At 60.0% G+C, this 17,910-nt stretch carries 17 protein-coding genes; 9 read left to right on the top strand and 8 right to left on the bottom strand.

From position 1 onward, the window contains the following. Window positions 1-3: 3 nt before the first annotated feature. Together madL and madM are read left to right on the top strand one after the other, a co-directional pair. Complete coding sequence (gene madL / locus AC1RQB_RS17440; protein ID WP_007897996.1) at window positions 4-420, top strand: malonate transporter subunit MadL; 417 nt, start codon at window positions 4-6, stop codon at window positions 418-420. 1 nt (window position 421) lies between these two features. Further along, entirely contained in the window at window positions 422-1,186 is a 765-nt protein-coding gene (gene madM / locus AC1RQB_RS17435) for a malonate transporter subunit MadM (RefSeq protein ID WP_008007473.1), read from the top strand. A 106-nt stretch (window positions 1,187-1,292) separates the two neighbouring features. Here the strand turns inward: madM and AC1RQB_RS17430 are convergent, their stop codons facing one another. Beyond that, on the bottom strand, window positions 1,293-2,213 hold the full coding sequence (locus AC1RQB_RS17430) for a LysR family transcriptional regulator (protein ID WP_063342269.1): 921 nt from the start codon (window positions 2,211-2,213) through the stop codon (window positions 1,293-1,295). Window positions 2,214-2,454: 241 nt separating this feature from the next. Between AC1RQB_RS17430 and trhA the strand changes: the two genes are divergently transcribed. Next, window positions 2,455-3,072 (top strand): PAQR family membrane homeostasis protein TrhA, encoded by a 618-nt coding sequence (gene trhA / locus AC1RQB_RS17425; RefSeq protein ID WP_007897999.1) that lies wholly within the window; start codon window positions 2,455-2,457, stop codon window positions 3,070-3,072. 58 nt (window positions 3,073-3,130) lie between these two features. Here the strand turns inward: trhA and AC1RQB_RS17420 are convergent, their stop codons facing one another. Next, window positions 3,131-4,093 (bottom strand): LysR family transcriptional regulator, encoded by a 963-nt coding sequence (locus AC1RQB_RS17420; RefSeq protein ID WP_063342270.1) that lies wholly within the window; start codon window positions 4,091-4,093, stop codon window positions 3,131-3,133. 108 nt (window positions 4,094-4,201) lie between these two features. Here AC1RQB_RS17420 and AC1RQB_RS17415 point away from each other — a divergent pair, with 108 nt between their 5' ends. Genes AC1RQB_RS17415 through AC1RQB_RS17405 form a run of 3 tightly spaced genes read left to right on the top strand, consistent with a single transcriptional unit; the run spans window position 4,202 to window position 6,742 of the window. After that, entirely contained in the window at window positions 4,202-5,443 is a 1,242-nt protein-coding gene (locus tag AC1RQB_RS17415; protein ID WP_063342271.1) for a D-amino acid dehydrogenase, read from the top strand. Window positions 5,444-5,461: 18 nt separating this feature from the next. After that, window positions 5,462-5,812 (top strand): RidA family protein, encoded by a 351-nt coding sequence (locus AC1RQB_RS17410; RefSeq protein ID WP_063342272.1) that lies wholly within the window; start codon window positions 5,462-5,464, stop codon window positions 5,810-5,812. Window positions 5,813-5,839: 27 nt separating this feature from the next. Then, the gene (locus tag AC1RQB_RS17405) at window positions 5,840-6,742 is read left to right on the top strand and encodes a transporter substrate-binding domain-containing protein (RefSeq protein WP_063342273.1); all 903 of its coding nucleotides are present in this window, start codon (window positions 5,840-5,842) and stop codon (window positions 6,740-6,742) included. A 124-nt stretch (window positions 6,743-6,866) separates the two neighbouring features. On the opposite strand, the gene AC1RQB_RS17400 is transcribed toward AC1RQB_RS17405, so the two are convergent. Continuing rightward, entirely contained in the window at window positions 6,867-7,586 is a 720-nt protein-coding gene (locus AC1RQB_RS17400; protein ID WP_063342274.1) for a 16S rRNA (uracil(1498)-N(3))-methyltransferase, read from the bottom strand. Between the two features lie 138 nt (window positions 7,587-7,724). Further along, window positions 7,725-9,131, bottom strand: a complete 1,407-nt coding sequence (locus AC1RQB_RS17395) for an adenosylmethionine--8-amino-7-oxononanoate transaminase (RefSeq protein ID WP_063342275.1) — start codon at window positions 9,129-9,131, stop codon at window positions 7,725-7,727. 222 nt (window positions 9,132-9,353) lie between these two features. Between AC1RQB_RS17395 and AC1RQB_RS17390 the strand changes: the two genes are divergently transcribed. Beyond that, window positions 9,354-11,129 (top strand): flavin monoamine oxidase family protein, encoded by a 1,776-nt coding sequence (locus AC1RQB_RS17390; RefSeq protein WP_063342276.1) that lies wholly within the window; start codon window positions 9,354-9,356, stop codon window positions 11,127-11,129. A gap of 82 nt (window positions 11,130-11,211) precedes the next feature. Here the strand turns inward: AC1RQB_RS17390 and AC1RQB_RS17385 are convergent, their stop codons facing one another. Beyond that, window positions 11,212-12,141: a YncE family protein gene (locus tag AC1RQB_RS17385; protein ID WP_063342277.1), complete on the bottom strand. Its 930-nt coding sequence runs from the start codon at window positions 12,139-12,141 to the stop codon at window positions 11,212-11,214. Window positions 12,142-12,426: 285 nt separating this feature from the next. Here AC1RQB_RS17385 and AC1RQB_RS17380 point away from each other — a divergent pair, with 285 nt between their 5' ends. Together AC1RQB_RS17380 and AC1RQB_RS17375 are read left to right on the top strand one after the other, a co-directional pair. After that, a complete protein-coding gene (locus AC1RQB_RS17380; RefSeq protein ID WP_063342278.1) occupies window positions 12,427-12,978 on the top strand; it encodes a cytochrome b in 552 nt (183 codons plus the stop codon). 32 nt (window positions 12,979-13,010) lie between these two features. After that, the gene (locus tag AC1RQB_RS17375; RefSeq protein ID WP_063342279.1) at window positions 13,011-13,604 is read left to right on the top strand and encodes a YceI family protein; all 594 of its coding nucleotides are present in this window, start codon (window positions 13,011-13,013) and stop codon (window positions 13,602-13,604) included. A gap of 251 nt (window positions 13,605-13,855) precedes the next feature. Here the strand turns inward: AC1RQB_RS17375 and rhlE2 are convergent, their stop codons facing one another. From rhlE2 to metF, 3 genes are all read right to left on the bottom strand, one after another. Continuing rightward, a complete protein-coding gene (gene rhlE2, locus AC1RQB_RS17370) occupies window positions 13,856-15,715 on the bottom strand; it encodes an RNA helicase RhlE2 (protein WP_063342280.1) in 1,860 nt (619 codons plus the stop codon). Window positions 15,716-15,937: 222 nt separating this feature from the next. Beyond that, a complete protein-coding gene (locus AC1RQB_RS17365; protein ID WP_063343917.1) occupies window positions 15,938-16,753 on the bottom strand; it encodes a substrate-binding periplasmic protein in 816 nt (271 codons plus the stop codon). Window positions 16,754-16,945: 192 nt separating this feature from the next. Further along, a complete protein-coding gene (gene metF / locus AC1RQB_RS17360) occupies window positions 16,946-17,791 on the bottom strand; it encodes a methylenetetrahydrofolate reductase [NAD(P)H] (protein ID WP_008071963.1) in 846 nt (281 codons plus the stop codon). Between the last annotated feature and the right edge of the window lie 119 nt (window positions 17,792-17,910).

Below are 17,910 nucleotides of genomic sequence, written 5' to 3'. Positions count from 1 at the left end.
ACAATGATTATTTACGGTGTGGCGCTGTTGGCGATCTGTACGCTGGCAGGGGTGATCATGGGTGACATGCTCGGCGCGTTGCTGGGCGTTAAATCCAACGTCGGCGGGGTCGGGATCGCGATGATCCTGCTGATTTGCGCGCGGTTGTGGATGCAAAAACGCGGCGGCATGACCAAGGACTGCGAGATGGGCGTCGGCTTCTGGGGCGCCATGTACATTCCGGTGGTGGTGGCGATGGCCGCGCAACAGAACGTCGTCACCGCCTTGCACGGCGGGCCGGTGGCGGTGCTGGCGGCGATTGGTTCGGTGGTGCTCTGTGGTTGCACGATTGCGCTGATCAGCCGGACCCACAAAGGCGAGCCCTTGCCCGATGAACCGGCGGATATAACGTCGGTTGGCGCACCGGCAGGAGGTCGCTGATATGTGGGATCTCATCGAGAAAGGTCTGGAACATAACGGTCTGATCACGGCATTCGCCTTCGTTGGCGTGATCATGTGGGTGTCGGTGGTGTTGTCCAAACGCCTGACCTTCGGACGAATTCACGGCTCGGCGATTGCCATCGTCATTGGCCTGGTGCTGGCCTGGGTCGGCGGCACCATGACCGGTGGGCAAAAAGGCCTGGCGGATTTGTCGCTGTTTTCCGGTATTGGTTTGATGGGCGGCGCCATGCTGCGGGACTTCGCCATTGTCGCCACGGCGTTCGAGGTGCAGGCCACCGAAGCGAAAAAGGCCGGGATGATTGGTGTTATCGCGCTGCTGCTGGGCACGATTCTGCCGTTCATTGTCGGGGCGAGCATGGCCTGGGTGTTCGGTTATCGCGATGCGATCAGCATGACCACCATTGGCGCGGGTGCGGTGACGTACATCGTCGGGCCAGTGACCGGGGCAGCGATTGGTGCCACGTCCGACGTGATGGCGTTGTCGATTGCTACCGGGCTGATCAAGGCGATTCTGGTGATGGTCGGCACACCGATGGCGGCGCGCTGGATGGGGCTGGATAACCCGCGCTCGGCCATGGTGTTTGGCGGGTTGGCCGGGACGGTGAGTGGGGTGACCGCAGGGTTGGCGGCGACGGATCGTAGGCTGGTGCCGTATGGCGCGTTGACGGCGACGTTCCACACCGGGCTTGGGTGCTTGCTTGGGCCTTCGTTGCTGTACTTCATTGTTCGCGGGATTGTCGGCTGACTGATCGTTCCCACGCTCCGCGTGGGAATGCAGCCCGGGACGCTCCGCGTCCCAAAGCGGACGCAGAGCGTCCATTGAGGCATTCCCACGCAGAGCGTGGGAACGATCATTGGGTGGCCTGACGATTGGCATACATCCGGCACTCTGCCAACAGCGCCAGCAAATTCGGGTCACGCTCCTTGGCCTTCAGAAACACCACGCCGATGTGCTGCTGTAACCGATACTTTTGCTGCAACGGAATCAGCTTCACCCGGTTCTCATACACCGCCGCAATCCTTCCCGGCAGCAACGCATAACCGACCCCTGAGCTGACCATGCTCAGCAGGGTGAAGATGTCGTTGACCTGCATCGCCACCTTTGGCTCGAACCCCGCCTGCTTGAACACCCGAATACCGTCCTGGTGCGTGGCGAAGCCCTGGGTCAAGGTGATGAATGTCTCGTCGCGCACCTCGGCCAGATCGACTTCGGCCCGCTGGGCAAAGGGCGAATCAGCCGGTGTGGCGAGGAAGATGTCATCGGAAAACAGCGGAATCTGCTCGCAGTCCGGGTCGTTGACGCTGTCATCCAGCGACACCAGGATCGCGTCGACTTCCATGTTCTTGAGCTTGTACAACAGGTCGATATTCGAGCCCAGGATCAGGTCGATATTGAGTTCACTGCGGCGAATTTTCAGGCCCATGATCAGCTGCGGGACGGTCTTCACCGTCAGCGAATACAGGGACCCAAGTTTGAAACGCTCAGCCGAGAACCCGGCCGCTTCGCGGGTCAGGCGCACGCTTTCGAGCACGTCCTGGATCAGCTTCTGCGCCCGTTCTTCCAGCACATAAGCGCTTTCGAGTGGGGTCAGGTTGCGGCCTTCGTGTTTGAATAGCGGGCAACGCAGGGCGCTTTCCAGAGAGTGAATAGCGCGGTGCACGCTGACGTTGCTGGTTTGCAACTCGGCGGCAGCGCGGGTCAGGTTGCCGGTGCGCATGAAGGCCAGGAACACCTCGAGTTTTTTCAGGGTCAACTCTTCATCGATCAGCATGGGCCAGACTCTTATTCGAATCGTTCGATTGTGCCCAATTGGCTGACGTTTGGCTCGATGGCTTTTGTTGAGCTGCCGAAGGCTGCGATCTTTTGATCTTTTGATCTTTCAGAGGGCGCCTAGAATCAAGATCAAAAGATCGCAGCCTCGTTTCACTCGACAGCTCCTACACAGCTCCTACACAGCTCCTACACCGGTCCTACAGGGGCTTTGTGTTAATGAATTTTGAGGTGAGCAATACATGTATCACGGGGAAAGATTGAACGCCTGGACGCATTTGGTCGGGGCAGTGGCGGCGTTTGTCGGGGGCGTGTGGTTGCTGGTGATTGCCAGTATGGATGGCAGTCCGTGGAAGATCGTCAGCGTGGCGATTTACGCGTTCACCTTGCTGGTGCTCTACAGCGCCTCGACCGTGTACCACAGCGTGCGCGGGCGCAAGAAAGCGATCATGCAGAAGGTCGATCACTTTTCGATCTACCTGCTGATTGCCGGCAGTTACACACCGTTCTGCCTGGTGACCCTGCGCGGGCCGTGGGGCTGGACGTTGTTCGGGATCGTCTGGGGGCTGGCGCTGATCGGCATCTTGCAAGAGATCAAACCGCGTTCGGAAGCGCGGATTCTGTCGATCGTGATTTACGCGGTGATGGGCTGGATCGTGTTGGTGGCGGTCAAGCCATTACTGGCGGCGCTGGGGCCAGTCGGCTTTACCTGGCTGGCGTCGGGCGGGGTGTTGTACACCGTGGGGATTATCTTTTTTGCCCTCGACCATCGCCTGCGCCATGCCCATGGGGTCTGGCATTTGTTTGTGATTGCCGGGAGCGTGCTGCACTTTGTGGCGATTCTGTTTTATGTCTTGTAGATCGCACTGCAGCTATTTGCAAAACCTGTGGGAGCGGGCTTGCTCGCAAAACTTCAGGTCAGTCGACATCATCGCTGACTGATCCACCGCTTTCGCGAGCAAGCCCGCTCCCACAGGGACACAGGTGATCCAATTGCGCCTGCGCCCGTCGGCTGAACACCTGCAACAAGTCGCTCAAGGTGTGCGGCGGCGGTTCGTCGGCGCGGGTCACCGCGTACAGGGTGATCGGTAGCGCCGGCGCCAGAGGTCGAATCGCCGTGGTGGCGGGGGACGCGCCGAGCGCGGTGAACGGATCGATCACCGCCAACCCGGCCCCGGATTCGACCATCGCCCGCGCCAGCGAATAGGTTTGCACGGCGATGCGTACCTTTGGCGGCGGCTCGACTGCCTCAAGGTAGCTGTCGAGTCTGGCGGCCAGCGGGTCGGCGCTGGACAAGCCAATCAGCGGCGCACCGGCCAGTTCGATCAACGGCAGCGGTTTACCGTGAGTGTCGTCGGGCCAAAAGCCCTTCGGCGCCAGCGCCACCAGCATCCCACAGGCCAAGGCCTGCGCCTTCAGGCCCGGATGATCGGGCAGTTGCAACGTCAGGGCGACATCCACTTCGCGCATCAACAAGTTTTGCATCAGCTCGCGGCTGTGGGCGCTGGACAGTTCGCAGGCGATTTGCGGGTAGCGTTGCGTCCATTCGTTGATCGCCGGCGGCAGCAGCGACAAAGCCAGTGCCGGGATCGCGCCGATCCGTACACTGTGGCCCGGCTCGCGGCGCAGGCTCTGGGCCAGGCGTCGCACGCCTTGCAGGCTTTCGGTGACCTTGTCGACTTCGCGCTCAAGCTCCAGGGCTTCGGGCGTCGGCTGCAATTTACCGCGCACCCGCAGGAACAACGCAAAGCCCAGTTGCTGTTCGGCGTGTTGCAGCACTTTGCTCACCGCTGGCTGCGACACGTGCAGCAACTGGGCGGCGCCACTGACCGAACCGGTTTGGCGAATGGCCTGGAAAATTTCGATGTGTCGCAGTCGCATGGCAAGTCCATAACCTTTGTTTATGGCTCAGGCATCTTTATGCATTGTTCAACGTCTGTCACCTGCTCCTAAGCTGAGGGCACGTTTCAACAACGCTTAAGGACTGACATGGCTCAGCGGGTTTGCATCATCGGTGGCGGCGTCATCGGGCTGACAACGGCTTACGCACTGGTTCGCGACGGCATCGACGTGATGCTGATCGAGGCCCGGGATTCGTTTGCCAGCGAGACCAGTTTCGCCAACGGCGGCCAGTTGTCCTACCGCTACGTCGCGCCACTGGCCGATGCCGGCGTACCGTTGCAGGCGCTGGGCTGGATGTTGCGCGGTGACTCACCGTTGAAGCTGCGCCCGCGCCTGGACCCGGCGCAATGGCGCTGGATGGCGGCCTTTCTGGCGGCCTGCCGGCGTTCGGTGAATCAGCGCAACGGCGCACACCTGCTGCGCTTGGCGCTGCTAAGCCAGGCCACGCTGCAAGGCTGGCGCGACGAAGACCGCCTCGACGGTTTCGACTGGCGGCGCAACGGCAAATTGGTGACGTTTCGCGAAGCCGCAAGTTTCGAGCATGCGTGCCACAGTCTGGCTGATCCGCGACAGCAACAGGTATTGTCCCGGACCGAGTGCGCACAGCTGGAGCCGGCGCTCGCCGAGGCACCGTTTGTGGGCGCGATCTACACGCCCGATGAAGAAGTCGCCGATTGCCATGCGTTCTGCCTGCAACTGGTGGCCCGGCTCAAGGCGTCGGGGCGTTGCGAGTTTTTGCCGGGGCGCACGGTCACCGGCATTCGCCACGGCGACGGCGCGGTGCAGGCCGTCGAAATGGGCGCGCAGGTATTGCCGGTTGAGCAATTGGTGATCGCTGCCGGTCATCGCAGCCCGGCGCTGGCGTTGCCGGGCATGAACCTGCCGCTGTATCCGCTCAAGGGCTACAGCCTGACCATGCCGATCCGCACCGAACACCGCGCGCCAGAGCTGAGCATCACCGATTACAACCGCAAGATCGTTTACGCCCGCATCGGTGCACAACTGCGAGTGGCGGCGATGGTCGACATTGTCGGTTTCGACCCGGCACTCGATCCCAAGCGTCTGGCGCTGATCAAACGCCAGGCCCAGGAAACCTTGCCCAATGCCGGCGATTACGACGCCGCCATCGAATGGGCCGGCATGCGCCCGGCCACTCCCAGCGGCGTGCCGTTGATTGGCGCCACGGCGTACCGCAACCTCTGGCTCAACCTCGGCCATGGTGCCTTGGGTTTTACTTTGGCCTGCGGTAGCGCTCGGCTGCTGAGTGAGTTGATTGCCCGGCGCACACCCTCGATCGAAATGCAGGGCCTCGCCCCCCGCGTCGCCTGACTTGAAAAGGAAAAACCGATGAGCATCAAGCGTATCAACAGCAACAGCCGACTCTCTGGCGCGGTGACCTTTGGCGATCTGGTGTTTCTCTCAGGACAGGTTCCGGGTGACAGCTCCGACGTCACCGGCCAAACCGCCGAAGTGCTGGCGAAGATCGATGCGTTGCTGGCCGAGGCTGGCAGCGACAAGGATCACTTGCTCAACGCGACCATTTACCTGAGCGACATTGGCCGCGACTTCGCCGCCATGAACGAGGTCTGGTCACAATGGCTGTCGCCGGACAAGGCACCGACCCGCACCACGTTGCAGGCGCAACTGGCCCGTCCAGAGATCCTGGTGGAAATCACCGTGATCGCCGCCCGCCGCTAATCGCCTTACCCACAACGGAGAATAACAATGCAAAAAATCACGTTGATCGGCTGCACCCTCGGCCTGCTGCTCGGCAGCCAGGTCCAGGCCAATGAAGCGCCACTGACCGGCACGCTGAACAAGGTCGCCAATGCCAAGAGCATCACGCTGGGCTATCGCGATGCGTCGGTGCCGTTTTCTTACGTGGGTGATCACACGGGGCAGCCGATGGGCTATTCGGTGGACCTGGCGAGCAAGATTGTCGAGCGCATCAAGCAAAAACTCGAGCTGCCGGATTTGCAGGTGAAGTACAACCTGGTGACCTCGCAAACGCGTATTCCACTGGTGCAAAACGGCACGGTCGACCTTGAATGTGGCTCCACCGGCGTGACCGCCGAGCGCATGCAGCAAGTGGCGTTTTCCTATGGGTTCATCTACGTGAAGGGGCAGTTGCTCACGGCGAAGGACAGCGGCATCAAAAGCTTCGCCGACCTGCGCGGCAAGAACGTTGTGACCACCGCCGGCACCACCAATGAGCGGTTTCTGAAGAGCTACAACGTCGATCACAAGATCGATATGTTTGTGATCAGCGCCAAGGACCACGGCGAAGCCTTCCAGATGCTGCAGTCAGGGCGGGCGGCGGCGTTCTATATGGATGATGCGCTGCTCTACGGTGAACGGGCCAAGGCCCGCGATCCGCATAAGTGGGTCGTGGTGGGCGAGGAGCAATCGCGGGAAATCTACAGCTGCATGGTGCGCAAGGGCGATCCGCAATTTCTCGAGTTGGTGAACTCGACGCTTGCCGATTTGTATAGCTCAGGGGAAATCAATGGCATCTACAACCGCTGGTTCCAGCAGCCGATTCCGCCTAAAGGTTTGAACCTTGAGTTTCCGATGACCAGCGAGTTGAAAGCGATCATTGCGAAGCCGGTGAGTGATCCGGTGCAATAGTTCCTGAAAGATCGTTCCCACGCTCTGCGTGGGAATGCCTCTACGGACGCTCCGCGTTCGGCTTTTGATGGGACGCGGAGCGTCCCGGGCTGCATTCCCACGCAGAGCGTGGGAACGATCAAACCTAAAAATCGCCCCAAAGTTGTTGCGCCACCGCCAACGCCACCACCGGCGCGGTTTCGGTACGCAATACGCGAGGGCCGAGGCGGGCGGCGTGAAAGCCACCAGCCTTGGCTTGCTCGACTTCAGCGTCGGACAACCCGCCTTCCGGGCCGATCAGAAACGCCAGCGTCGCCGGTTTCGCATGGCTCACCAGCGGCTCGGCCACCGGGTGCAGCACCAGCTTCAATTCGGCTTCCGTCTGCTTCAACCAGTCGGCCAACAGCAGCGGTGGATGAATCACCGGCACAGATGAACGCCCACACTGTTCGCAAGCGCTGATCGCCACCTGACGCCAGTGCATCAGGCGTTTGTCGGCGCGCTCGTCCTTGAGGCGGACTTCGCAGCGGTCGGTGAAGATCGGGGTGATTTCGCTGACGCCCAGTTCGGTGGCTTTCTGAATCGCCCAGTCCATCCGCTCGCCACGGGACAAGCCCTGGCCGAGATGGACCGCAAGCGACGACTCGACCTGCCCGGCGAAGCTTTCATCGATTTGCACCACGACGCGCTTCTTGCCGACTTCCGCCAGCGTGCCGCGAAACTCATGGCCCGAGCCGTCGAACAATTGCACCGCATCACCCTCGGCCATGCGCAGCACGCGGCTGATGTAATGGGCCTGGGCCTCGGGAAGCTCGTGCTCGCCGGTGCTCAAGGGGGCGTCGATAAAGAAGCGGGACAGTCTCATCAATGGTCTCTGTAATTCGTCTGAACTGATCGTTCCCACGCTCTGCGTGGGAATGCCTCACCGGACGCTCCGCGTCCGCTTTTGGGACGCAGAGCGTCCCCGGCTGCATTCCCACGCAGAGCGTGGGAACGAGAAAAACTAGCCCGGATCACGGTAACCCGGATGAAAGTCCTTCGGCACCGCCACGCTGATGCTGTCGCGGGTAGCAATGTCGATGCCTTCACTGGCCACCTCGGCCAGAAAATCGATCTGCTCCGGGGTAATCACGTACGGCGGCAGGAAATACACCACGCTGCCCAGCGGCCGCAGCAAGGCACCACGCTCCAGCGCATGCTGGAACACCCTCAAACCGCGACGTTCCTGCCACGGGTAAGCGGTCTTGCTGGCCTTGTCCTTGACCATTTCGATGGCCAGCACCATGCCGGTCTGGCGCACTTCGGCAACGTTCGGGTGATCGGCCAGGTGCGCGGTGGAGGAGGCCATGCGTTGAGCCAGCACCTTGTTGTTCTCGATGACGTTGTCTTCTTCGAAGATATCCAGCGTCGCCAGTGCCGCCGCGCATGCCAGCGGATTGCCGGTGTAGCTGTGGGAGTGCAGGAAGGCGCGCAGGGTCGGGTAGTCGTCGTAGAAGGCGCCGTAGACCTCATCGGTGGTCAGCACCGCCGCCAACGGCAGGTAACCGCCGGTCAGGGCCTTGGACAGGCAGAGGAAATCCGGGCGGATGCCGGCCTGTTCGCAGGCGAACATCGTTCCGGTGCGGCCGAAGCCAACGGCGATTTCATCATGAATCAAATGCACGCCATAACGATCACAGGCGTCGCGCAGCAACTTCAGGTACACCGGGTGGTACATGCGCATGCCGCCAGCGCCCTGAATCAGCGGCTCCAGAATCACCGCGGCCACGGTGTCGTGGTTGTCGGCCAGGGTCTGCTCCATGGCGGCGAACATGTTGCGCGAGTGTTCTTCCCAGCTCATGCCCTCGGGGCGCAGGTAGCAATCGGGGCTCGGCACCTTGATGGTGTCCATCAGCAGGGCTTTGTAGGTTTCGGTAAACAGCGGCACGTCGCCCACCGCCATCGCCGCCATGGTCTCGCCGTGGTAACCGTTGGTGAGGGTGACGAAGCGCTTTTTGTTCGGCTGGCCGCGGTTGAGCCAGTAGTGAAAGCTCATTTTCAGCGCGACTTCGATGCACGACGAACCGTTATCGGCATAGAAGCAACGGGTCAGGCCTTCGGGCGTCATCTTTACCAGACGCTCCGACAGTTCGATCACCGGCTGATGGCTGAAACCGGCGAGGATCACGTGTTCCAGCTGATCGACCTGATCCTTGATGCGCTGGTTGATTCGCGGGTTGGCGTGGCCGAACACGTTGACCCACCAGGAGCTGACAGCGTCGAGGTAGCGTTTGCCTTCGAAGTCTTCCAGCCAGACGCCTTCGCCGCGCTTGATCGGGATCAGCGGCAGCTGTTCGTGGTCTTTCATCTGGGTGCAGGGATGCCACAACACCGCGAGATCGCGTTCCATCCACTGTTTATTCAGGCCCATTTTCTGTCTCCTCGAGGCTACCCGTGACGTAGGCGGGTAAACAATCGCGCAAGCCTATGCAATGCGCGTCATCGGGACAACCCATTGTGTCGATTGAGCTACTTTGTATAGGACGATAGACGTTGCTGGCGGCGTTTTGATGGCTGACGTATTCTTCGCGGTTCTTTGAGTCGTCTGACTCGTAAAACCGCTATTTCCTCGTGTATTTCCGGAGTTCGCTGAATGTCTGCTGGTTGGCTGCGCGCCTGTGCGCTGGTGATGTTGGGGCTGTTCAGCGTTTCGGCGCTGGCCAAGGATAAAACGGTGATCGTGGTCGGCGGCGGGCTTTCGGGCCTCACCGCGGCGTACGAGCTGCAGAACAAAGGCTGGCAGGTCACCCTGCTGGAAGCCAAACCGACGTTGGGCGGTCGCTCCGGCATGGCCACCAGTGAGTGGATCGGCAACGACAAGACCCAACCGGTGCTGAACAAGTACGTCTCGACGTTCAAGCTGACCACCACGCCAGCCCCTGAATTCGTGCGGACTCCGAGCTACCTGATCGACGGTGAATATTTCACCGCCGCCGATCTGGCGACTAAACAGCCGGCCACCGCCGAGGCGCTGAAACGCTACGAAAAGACCCTGGATGATCTGGCGCGTTCGATCGAAGACCCGCAGAACCCGGCCGCCAACAGCACGCTGTTCGCCCTGGACCAGATCAACGTGTCCAACTGGCTCGATCGCTTGAATCTGCCAGCCACTGCGCGTCAGTTGGTGAATCAGCAGATTCGTACCCGTTATGACGAACCTTCGCGCCTGTCGCTGCTGTACTTCGCACAACAGAGCCGCGTCTACCGTGGCGTTGCCGACCGTGACCTGCGCGCTTCGCGTCTGCCTGGCGGCAGCCCGGTGCTGGCCCAGGCCTTCGTCAAACAACTGAAAACCATCAAGACCAGCTCGCCGGTTTCGTCCATTACTCAAGACAAGGACGGCGTGACTGTGAAGGTCGGCAGTGTTGGCTATCAGGCGGACTACGTCGTGCTGGCCGTGCCGTTGCGGGCGCTGAACAAGATTCAGATGACCCCGGCGCTGGATGCTCAGCACCTGGGCGCCATCAAAGGCACCAACTACGGCTGGCGTGACCAGATCATGCTGAAGTTCAAGACGCCGGTGTGGGAAAGCAAGGCGCGCATGTCCGGCGAGATCTACAGCAACACCGGTCTGGGCATGTTGTGGGTCGAGCCGGCCCTGAAAGGCGGCGCCAATGTGGTGATCAACCTGTCCGGCGACAATGCGCGCGTGATGCAGGCCTTCGGCGACAAGCAGATGGTCGATCAGGTACTGATTCGTCTGCATGCCTTTTATCCACAGGCACGCGGTTCGTTCACCGGTTATGAAATCCGTCGCTACAGCACCGACCCGTCGATGGGTGGCGCTTACCTGGCCTTCGGCCCGGGCCAGATCAGCAAGTACTGGCGTCTGTGGGAGCGTCCGCTGCAACGTGTAGCCTTTGCCGGCGAACACACCGACGCCTTGTACCCAGGCACTCTGGAAGGCGCATTGCGCACCGGTCAGCGTGCAGCCAGTCAGGTAGAAGACCTGGCGGCAGGCAAATCGTTTGAGCCGGCGAAAGTTGTTCCGGCGGCGACCGCAGCAGCTGCAGGTGCAGTGGCGGCGAAGAAAGGCAACTTCTTCACCAACCTGTTCGGTGGTTCTGACGACAAACCGGAACCGGCCAAGGCGCCAGTACCCGCGGCACCGGTTGCTCCGGCACCCGCGCCAGTACCTGCGCCGACGCCAGCGCCAGCACCGGTTGAGGCGCCGAAACCTGCGGCACCGGTGAAAGCAGAGCCTGCCAGGAAAGCGCCGGCCAAAGCGCCAGTGAAAAAGCCTGCGGCCAAGACCGAGTCCAAAAAAGCCCCGGTCAAGGCGACGGTGAAAAAGACTGAGCCGGTGAAGAAGCCAGCGGTCAATACTGCTGCGAAGACCCCGGCGACGACTGAAACCAAGACGCAGTAAGTTCTGGAATCAAAAAAAGCGCGGCAGTGATGCCGCGCTTTTTTTATGTCTTGCGTATGTCGCTGCTGATTTTTCTTTGACGCTAAGCTAGATCGACACTATGGACTTCGTCGCTTTGGTAGTCGCTGACATAGGCATGGTTATGTTGATCAAGAACCATGTCATACGGTTCGGAAGCACCAGGGATGGGCACCCGGCGAACAATTTCATACGTGGCGGTATTAATTTCCACGACCTCTTTTTTGATTTGATCAACGGCATAAGCGTTTTTTTCGCCGAACACTATTTTCCCTTCGTAAGTCACAAAATCGAAATGCCTGGTGGTCGATAACTTAGGGTCCAGTACGGTCAGTTTTTGAGCGTCCAGACACACGATATACACTTCTTTGTCGTCGGGACTGACGGTAACTGCTGACGGATACCTTTCGGTTCTGATGATATCGAGGACTTTGAAAGTCTTGCTGCTGACGATCGTTAGTGCGTCCTGATAAGGGCCATCAGGAGAGTTCGTGCTGGAAATATAAAGACGCGAATTGTCCTGGCTGATATCCACACTTATGGAGGGAGAGGGCAATCCTCTCACTCTGCTCACCGCATAAGTGCGGGTGTCGATAATTGCCAGCCACTCTTTATTTTGTCGAACGGTGACGTAAACATGCTTGCCGTCTCGGCTCACGACGATTCCCCGAGGATATTTTCCCACCGTGACGTGACCCACCTTATAGGTTTTGGTATCAATAACCGAAACCGAACTTGACCCGTAGTTGGTCACATAAGCTCTTTTCCCTCCATGGGCAAGGACGATGTTTTGGGGGTAATGCTCGACGGCGATGGTGTGGATTACCTTTCTGTTCCGGGTGTTGATCACTGACACATTGCCTGAAATGTAATTGCAAACAAAAACCCGTGATCCATCGTTGTTGATGGCTATCCCTCGCGGCCCTGCCCCTACGGGTATCGAATTGGATAGGTTGCGCGTAGTCGCGGGGGATGAACTCGAATGGTGACTCATGGTAGAACTCCTGTTCAGACGCTCGGACAAACGCCCGAGATCAGGTTCATCAATGACCTGCAATGTTGGCTACTGTCAGATATGACAGTTCTGACGAGTGGTAAAAGCTTTTTTTAAGTGGGAATGGGGACGGCATTTGTAGGTTTTTTCGTTCGGTTAACACTCTCTTAACATCTCGACCGCAAGGTCTTGATCGTATTTCTCGATATTTCAGAGCAAAATTTTCCGCTTTAAATCGATAGATAACTCGATAGTCTTGGGCGCAGTTCTTACAGGATTTGGGCAATGCAACTACGTAACTCTTCTTCCCGCTACGGTTGGATCAGCATCTTCATGCATTGGGGTGTGGCGCTCGCGGTCTATGGTCTGTTCGCGTTGGGGTTGTGGATGGTGGGTCTCGACTACTACAGCGCCTGGCGCAAAGATGCGCCGGATCTGCACAAGAGCATTGGCCTGCTGTTGTTCGCGGTCATGTTGCTGCGGGTGTTGTGGCGCTTCATCAGTCCACCGCCACCGGCCCTGCAAAGTTATAGCCGCATGACGCGTCTTGGTGCCGTGTTCGGCCATGCCTTCCTCTATCTCGCGCTGTTCGCTGTGATGATTGCCGGTTACCTGATTTCCACCGCAGACGGTGTCGGGATCCCGGTGTTTGGCCTGTTTGAAGTGCCTGCACTGGTTTCCGGACTACCGGACCAGGCGGACACCGCTGGTGTGATCCATTTGTACCTGGCCTGGGCGCTGGTAATTTTTTCCGGCCTCCATGCGTTGGCAGCATTGAAACACCACTTTATCGATCGTGATGTGACCCTGACACGAATGCTGGGTCGCAAAGCCTGATGTTCTACCTCGACTCCAAAGGAATAGAAAGCATGTTGAAAAAGACGCTCGCCGCCCTGGCAATCGGTTCTGCTCTGCTGTCCGCTAACGTAATGGCGGCCGATTACGTTGTCGACAAAGAAGGCCAACACGCCTTCGTTGATTTCAAGATCAGCCACCTGGGTTACAGCTACATCACCGGTACCTTCAAGGACATCGACGGCAAGTTCAGCTTTGACGCTGCCAAGCCTGAAGACAGCAAGATCGAGTTCAATGTGCGCACCGCCAGCGTGTTCACTAACCACGCCGAACGCGACAAGCACATCTCCAGCGGTGACTTCCTGAACGTGGGCAAATTCGCCGACGCCAAGTTCGTTTCCACCAGTGTCAAATCCACCGGCAAAAACGCCGCTGGCAAAGACACTGCCGACGTAACCGGTAACCTGACCTTGCTGGGTGTGACCAAGCCAATCGTGGTCAAAGCCACCTTCCTGGGTGAAGGCAAGGATCCATGGGGCGGCTACCGTGCCGGCTTCGAAGGCACCACCAGCATCAAGCGTTCCGATTTCGGCAAACAGAAAGACCTGGGCCCAGCGTCCGACGCAGTCGAGCTGTACATTACGTTTGAAGGTGTGAAAGCGAAGTGAATTTCGCTGCTTGAACAAAAACGCCTCTGATCTCGCGATCCGGGGCTTTTTTTATTGGCGGGCAAAATCTGTAGAGGCAATGCAAATCCTTGTGGGAGCGGGCTTGCCCGCGATGGCGGTGGGTCAGGCAATATAGATGTTTGCCGGGCTGACACAATCGCGGGCAAGCCCGCTCCCACAGGTTTTTTCGTCAGCCAGAAAAAATGCCCCGGATCGTGAGGTCCGGGGCATTTTTCATGGCTTTTAAAAACTCAGCGATTGCGGGTCAGCAAGGCTGGTTTTTCGCCGCGTGGACGGCCTGGCAGTTGATCCAGTTGCTCAGGTGTCGGGAAGCGATCGCTTTTCGACTCCTTGTGAATGATCTTCGGTGCCGGGCCCCGCGGGTTCTGCACGGCCGGTTCCGAACGAGGCTGTTCGTCACGGGCCGGGCGGCGGTTGCGGGACTCTTCGCGACGGGCCTGGCCGTCACGTGGGGCACCGTTGCGTGGGCCGCTGCGCTTGGCTGGCGGCGTGCCGGTGGTTGCGCCGCTGCTGCTGCGCGGACCATTTTGGCGACCTTGTGGCTGACCGGTGCGCGGAGCACCTGCGCCTTGTGCCGGAGCGCCCGGACGGCGGCCACGGCCCTGAGCCGGTTTGGCTTGAGGCACGTAATCGACGCGGTTACCGAAGTTATCGACATCGTCGTCCAGGAACTCGTCCGGAGCGCGGTCAGCGGCGGCACGAGGTGCCGGACGCTGTTGCTCACGGGCCGGGGTGCCTTCGCGAGGCTTGTGTTCACGGGCCGGGCGATCGCCACGGCCAGTGGCAGCAGGTTTTTCCTTGCCGCCCTTGTCCTTGCCTTTGTCTTTACGACCGCCGCCACCACCGCTGCCGTTCGGACCGTCGCCGCGCGGGCCACGTGGGTTGCGCGGGTTACGCACATCCGGACGCTCGCGGACTTCAGGTTTCTCGGCTTCCACAGCGCTGGAGTCGAAGCCCATCAGGTTGCCGTCGGCAATCTTCTGCTTGGTCATGCGCTCGATGCTTTTGAGCAGCTTTTCTTCGTCCGGAGCGACCAGCGAGATCGCCTCGCCCGAACGACCGGCGCGGCCGGTACGGCCGATACGGTGCACGTAATCTTCGTCGACGTTCGGCAGTTCGAAGTTGACCACGTGGGGCAACTGGTCGATGTCCAGGCCGCGAGCGGCGATGTCGGTGGCGACCAGGATGCGCACTTCACCGGCCTTGAAGTCGGCCAGGGCTTTGGTGCGGGCGTTCTGGCTCTTGTTACCGTGGATGGCGACGGCGGTGAGGCCGTGTTTGTCCAGGTACTCGGCCAGGCGGTTGGCGCCGTGCTTGGTGCGGGTGAACACCAGCACCTGTTCCCAGGCGCCAGCGGTGATCAGGTGCGCCAGCAGCGAACGCTTGTGGTTGGCAGGCAGACGGAATACGCGCTGTTCGATCCGCTCGACCGTGGTGTTCGGCGGCGTGACTTCGATGCGTTCCGGGTTGTGCAGCAGCTTGCCGGCGAGGTCGGTGATGTCTTTGGAGAACGTCGCCGAGAACAGCAGGTTCTGGCGTTTGCTCGGCAGGCGGGCGAGGACCTTTTTCACGTCATGGACAAAGCCCATGTCGAGCATGCGGTCGGCTTCGTCCAGCACGAGGATTTCCACGTGGGACAAGTCGACGCTGCCTTGGCCGGCGAGGTCGAGCAGGCGACCGGGGCAGGCCACCAGCACGTCGACACCGCGGGACATGGCCTGAACCTGTGGGTTCATGCCGACGCCGCCGAAGATGCAGGCGCTGACGAATTTCAGGTCACGGGCATAGACCTTGAAGCTCTCGTGCACCTGGGCCGCGAGTTCGCGGGTTGGGGTCAGGACCAGTACGCGCGGTTGGCGCGGGCCGTGACGCTGGGATTTGTCCGGGTGACCGTTGGGGAACAACCGCTCCAGAATCGGGAGGGCGAAACCACCGGTTTTACCAGTACCTGTCTGTGCCGCAACCATCAGGTCGCGACCTTGCAACACGGCGGGAATGGCCCGCTGTTGCACCGGAGTAGGCTCGGTATAGCCCGCTGCCTCGATGGCGCGGACTAAAGCCTCGGAGAGACCGAGGGAAGCAAAGGACATGAGTAATCCTGTTTTAGTTAGGGCTTGGCCCAATGGGAGTCTTGCCTGGCGCGAATCGCGTTTAAGAGGACGCAATCCCGTCCGGTCCTGCTGGGCCTCGAAGGCTCGTCTGGAGCGCTCGCGCGGGCTGAAAAGCTGCGCTGTAGCGGGATCGAGATGCCTTGAACAAGTCCGAGCGTCCGGGCGTGAGCCTGGCGGGAAGGCCGGAGTATAACAGAGCAATCACTGCGCGCCGCTTTCCTGCTGCTCAACGGTTTTTCCGCCGGTTGCGGTGGCGCTGGCGGCCGGTGCTTCGGGGGCCGGGCTGGCGCCATAGCGGGCGCTCAGTTCAGCGTAGGCTGGCTCGCGCTTGAAGCGCTTGAGCTCGGCACCGAAACGCTGCACCAACAAGTCCATCCCGGCATTGCGGCGTACCGCCAGAAACTGGCTTTGCTGGCTGATGATGATCGGGTTCTCGGTGATTTTGTCGCGGATGTTCAGTTGATCGAGCAAATGCTGGCCAACCCGGCGATCAGTGATCAGCAGGTCGATGCGGCCGCGCACCAGTTTGCCGAAGTTGGCTTCATGGGTGGGTGCCGGCTCTTGGGTGAACAGCGTCGATTCGCTGAAGTCCTTGCTGTACAGGTAGCCCGGCGAGGTGCCGATGGTCAGGCCTTTCAGATCGTCCAGGGTGCGAAATGGATAGGGTCGCTCGTTGGCATAGAACATTACGAATTCGACTTGCGAGAGCGGTTCGCTGGGGTAGAGCAGGGTCGCGTCGCGTTCAGCGCTGTGGAAGATATCCAGCACGCCATCTGCCTGGCCTTGCTCAAGCATCGACAGGCAGCGTTTCCATGGCAGGAACTGCCATTCCACGTCGATTCCGAGGCGTTTGAAGACAATGGCGGTGGTTTCATAGTCAAGCCCCAAAGACTTGCCGTTTTCCTCATACACGTAAGGTGCCCAGGGTTCGGTGACAATACGCAACTTCTCGCCCCGAGCAGTGAGGCTCAGGCAAGTGAACAGAAGCATGGTCAGTAACTGAGCGATCAAAGGCATGGGGTTGAGATTACGACGAGAAATCATAAAGAGCCAGAAACCGGATCCAGATGCTCTGGTTCAGGGTATGGCTGCACAATAAAGGGGCGCCGCAAAGCAAAAGATCGCAGCCTTCGGCATTTCCTACAGGGGATACGTACCCCTGTAGGAGCTGCCGAAGGCTGCGATCTTTTGATCTTGCTTTAACGACGATTAACGCGGCAACTTCAGGTTGTTCCACACCGCCAGACTCGGTTCAGCCTGGTTCAGCGTGTAGAAATGCAGCCCTGGCGCGCCACCTTGCAGCAGGCGTTCGCACATCTCGGTGATGACGTGCTCGCCAAAGCCTTGAATGCTTTGGGTGTCGTCGCCGTAGGCTTCCAGTTGCTTGCGGATCCAGCGCGGGATTTCCGCACCGCAAGCGTCAGAAAAGCGCGCCAGCTTGCTGTAGTTGGTGATCGGCATGATCCCCGGCACGATCGGGATGTTCACGCCCTTGGCCCGTACACGCTCGACAAAGTAGAAGTAGCTGTCGGCGTTGAAGAAGTACTGGGTGATCGCACTGTTGGCGCCGGCGTTAGCCTTGCGCACGAAGTTGTTGAGATCGTCTTCAAAGTTGCGCGCTTGCGGATGCATCTCCGGGTAAGCGGCGACTTCGATGTGGAAATGATCGCCAGTCTCTTCACGAATGAATTCAACCAGGTCATTGGCGTGACGCATCTCGCCGCTGGCCATGCCCATGCCCGAGGGCAGGTCACCGCGAAGCGCAACGATACGCTTGATGCCGGCTGCCTTGTATTGGCTCAGCAGGCCGCGCAGGTCGTCCTTGCTGTCGCCCACGCAAGACAAATGCGGTGCGGCAGGGACTTTGACTTCGCTTTCAAGCTGCAACACGGTGTTGAGGGTGCGATCACGGGTCGAACCGCCAGCGCCGTAGGTGCAGGAGAAGAAGTCGGGATTGAAGGTCGCCAGATGACGAGCAGTGGCGATCAGTTTTTCATGCCCAGCATCGGTCTTCGTCGGGAAGAATTCGAAACTGTAGCGACGGTCTTGGGACATGGTCATATCCTTGGAAGCACGTAAGCCGGAGGCTTGCACATCCCAATGTGGGAGCGGGGGGGGGGGGGGGGGGGGGGGGGGGGGGGGGGGGGGGGGGGGGGGGGGGGGGGGGGGGGGGG

Source organism: Pseudomonas sp. GW822-FHT02E03 (assembly GCF_058802325.1).
Note: the sequence above shows the minus strand (reverse complement) of the source record. Positions and strands in the feature narration are given on the sequence as shown.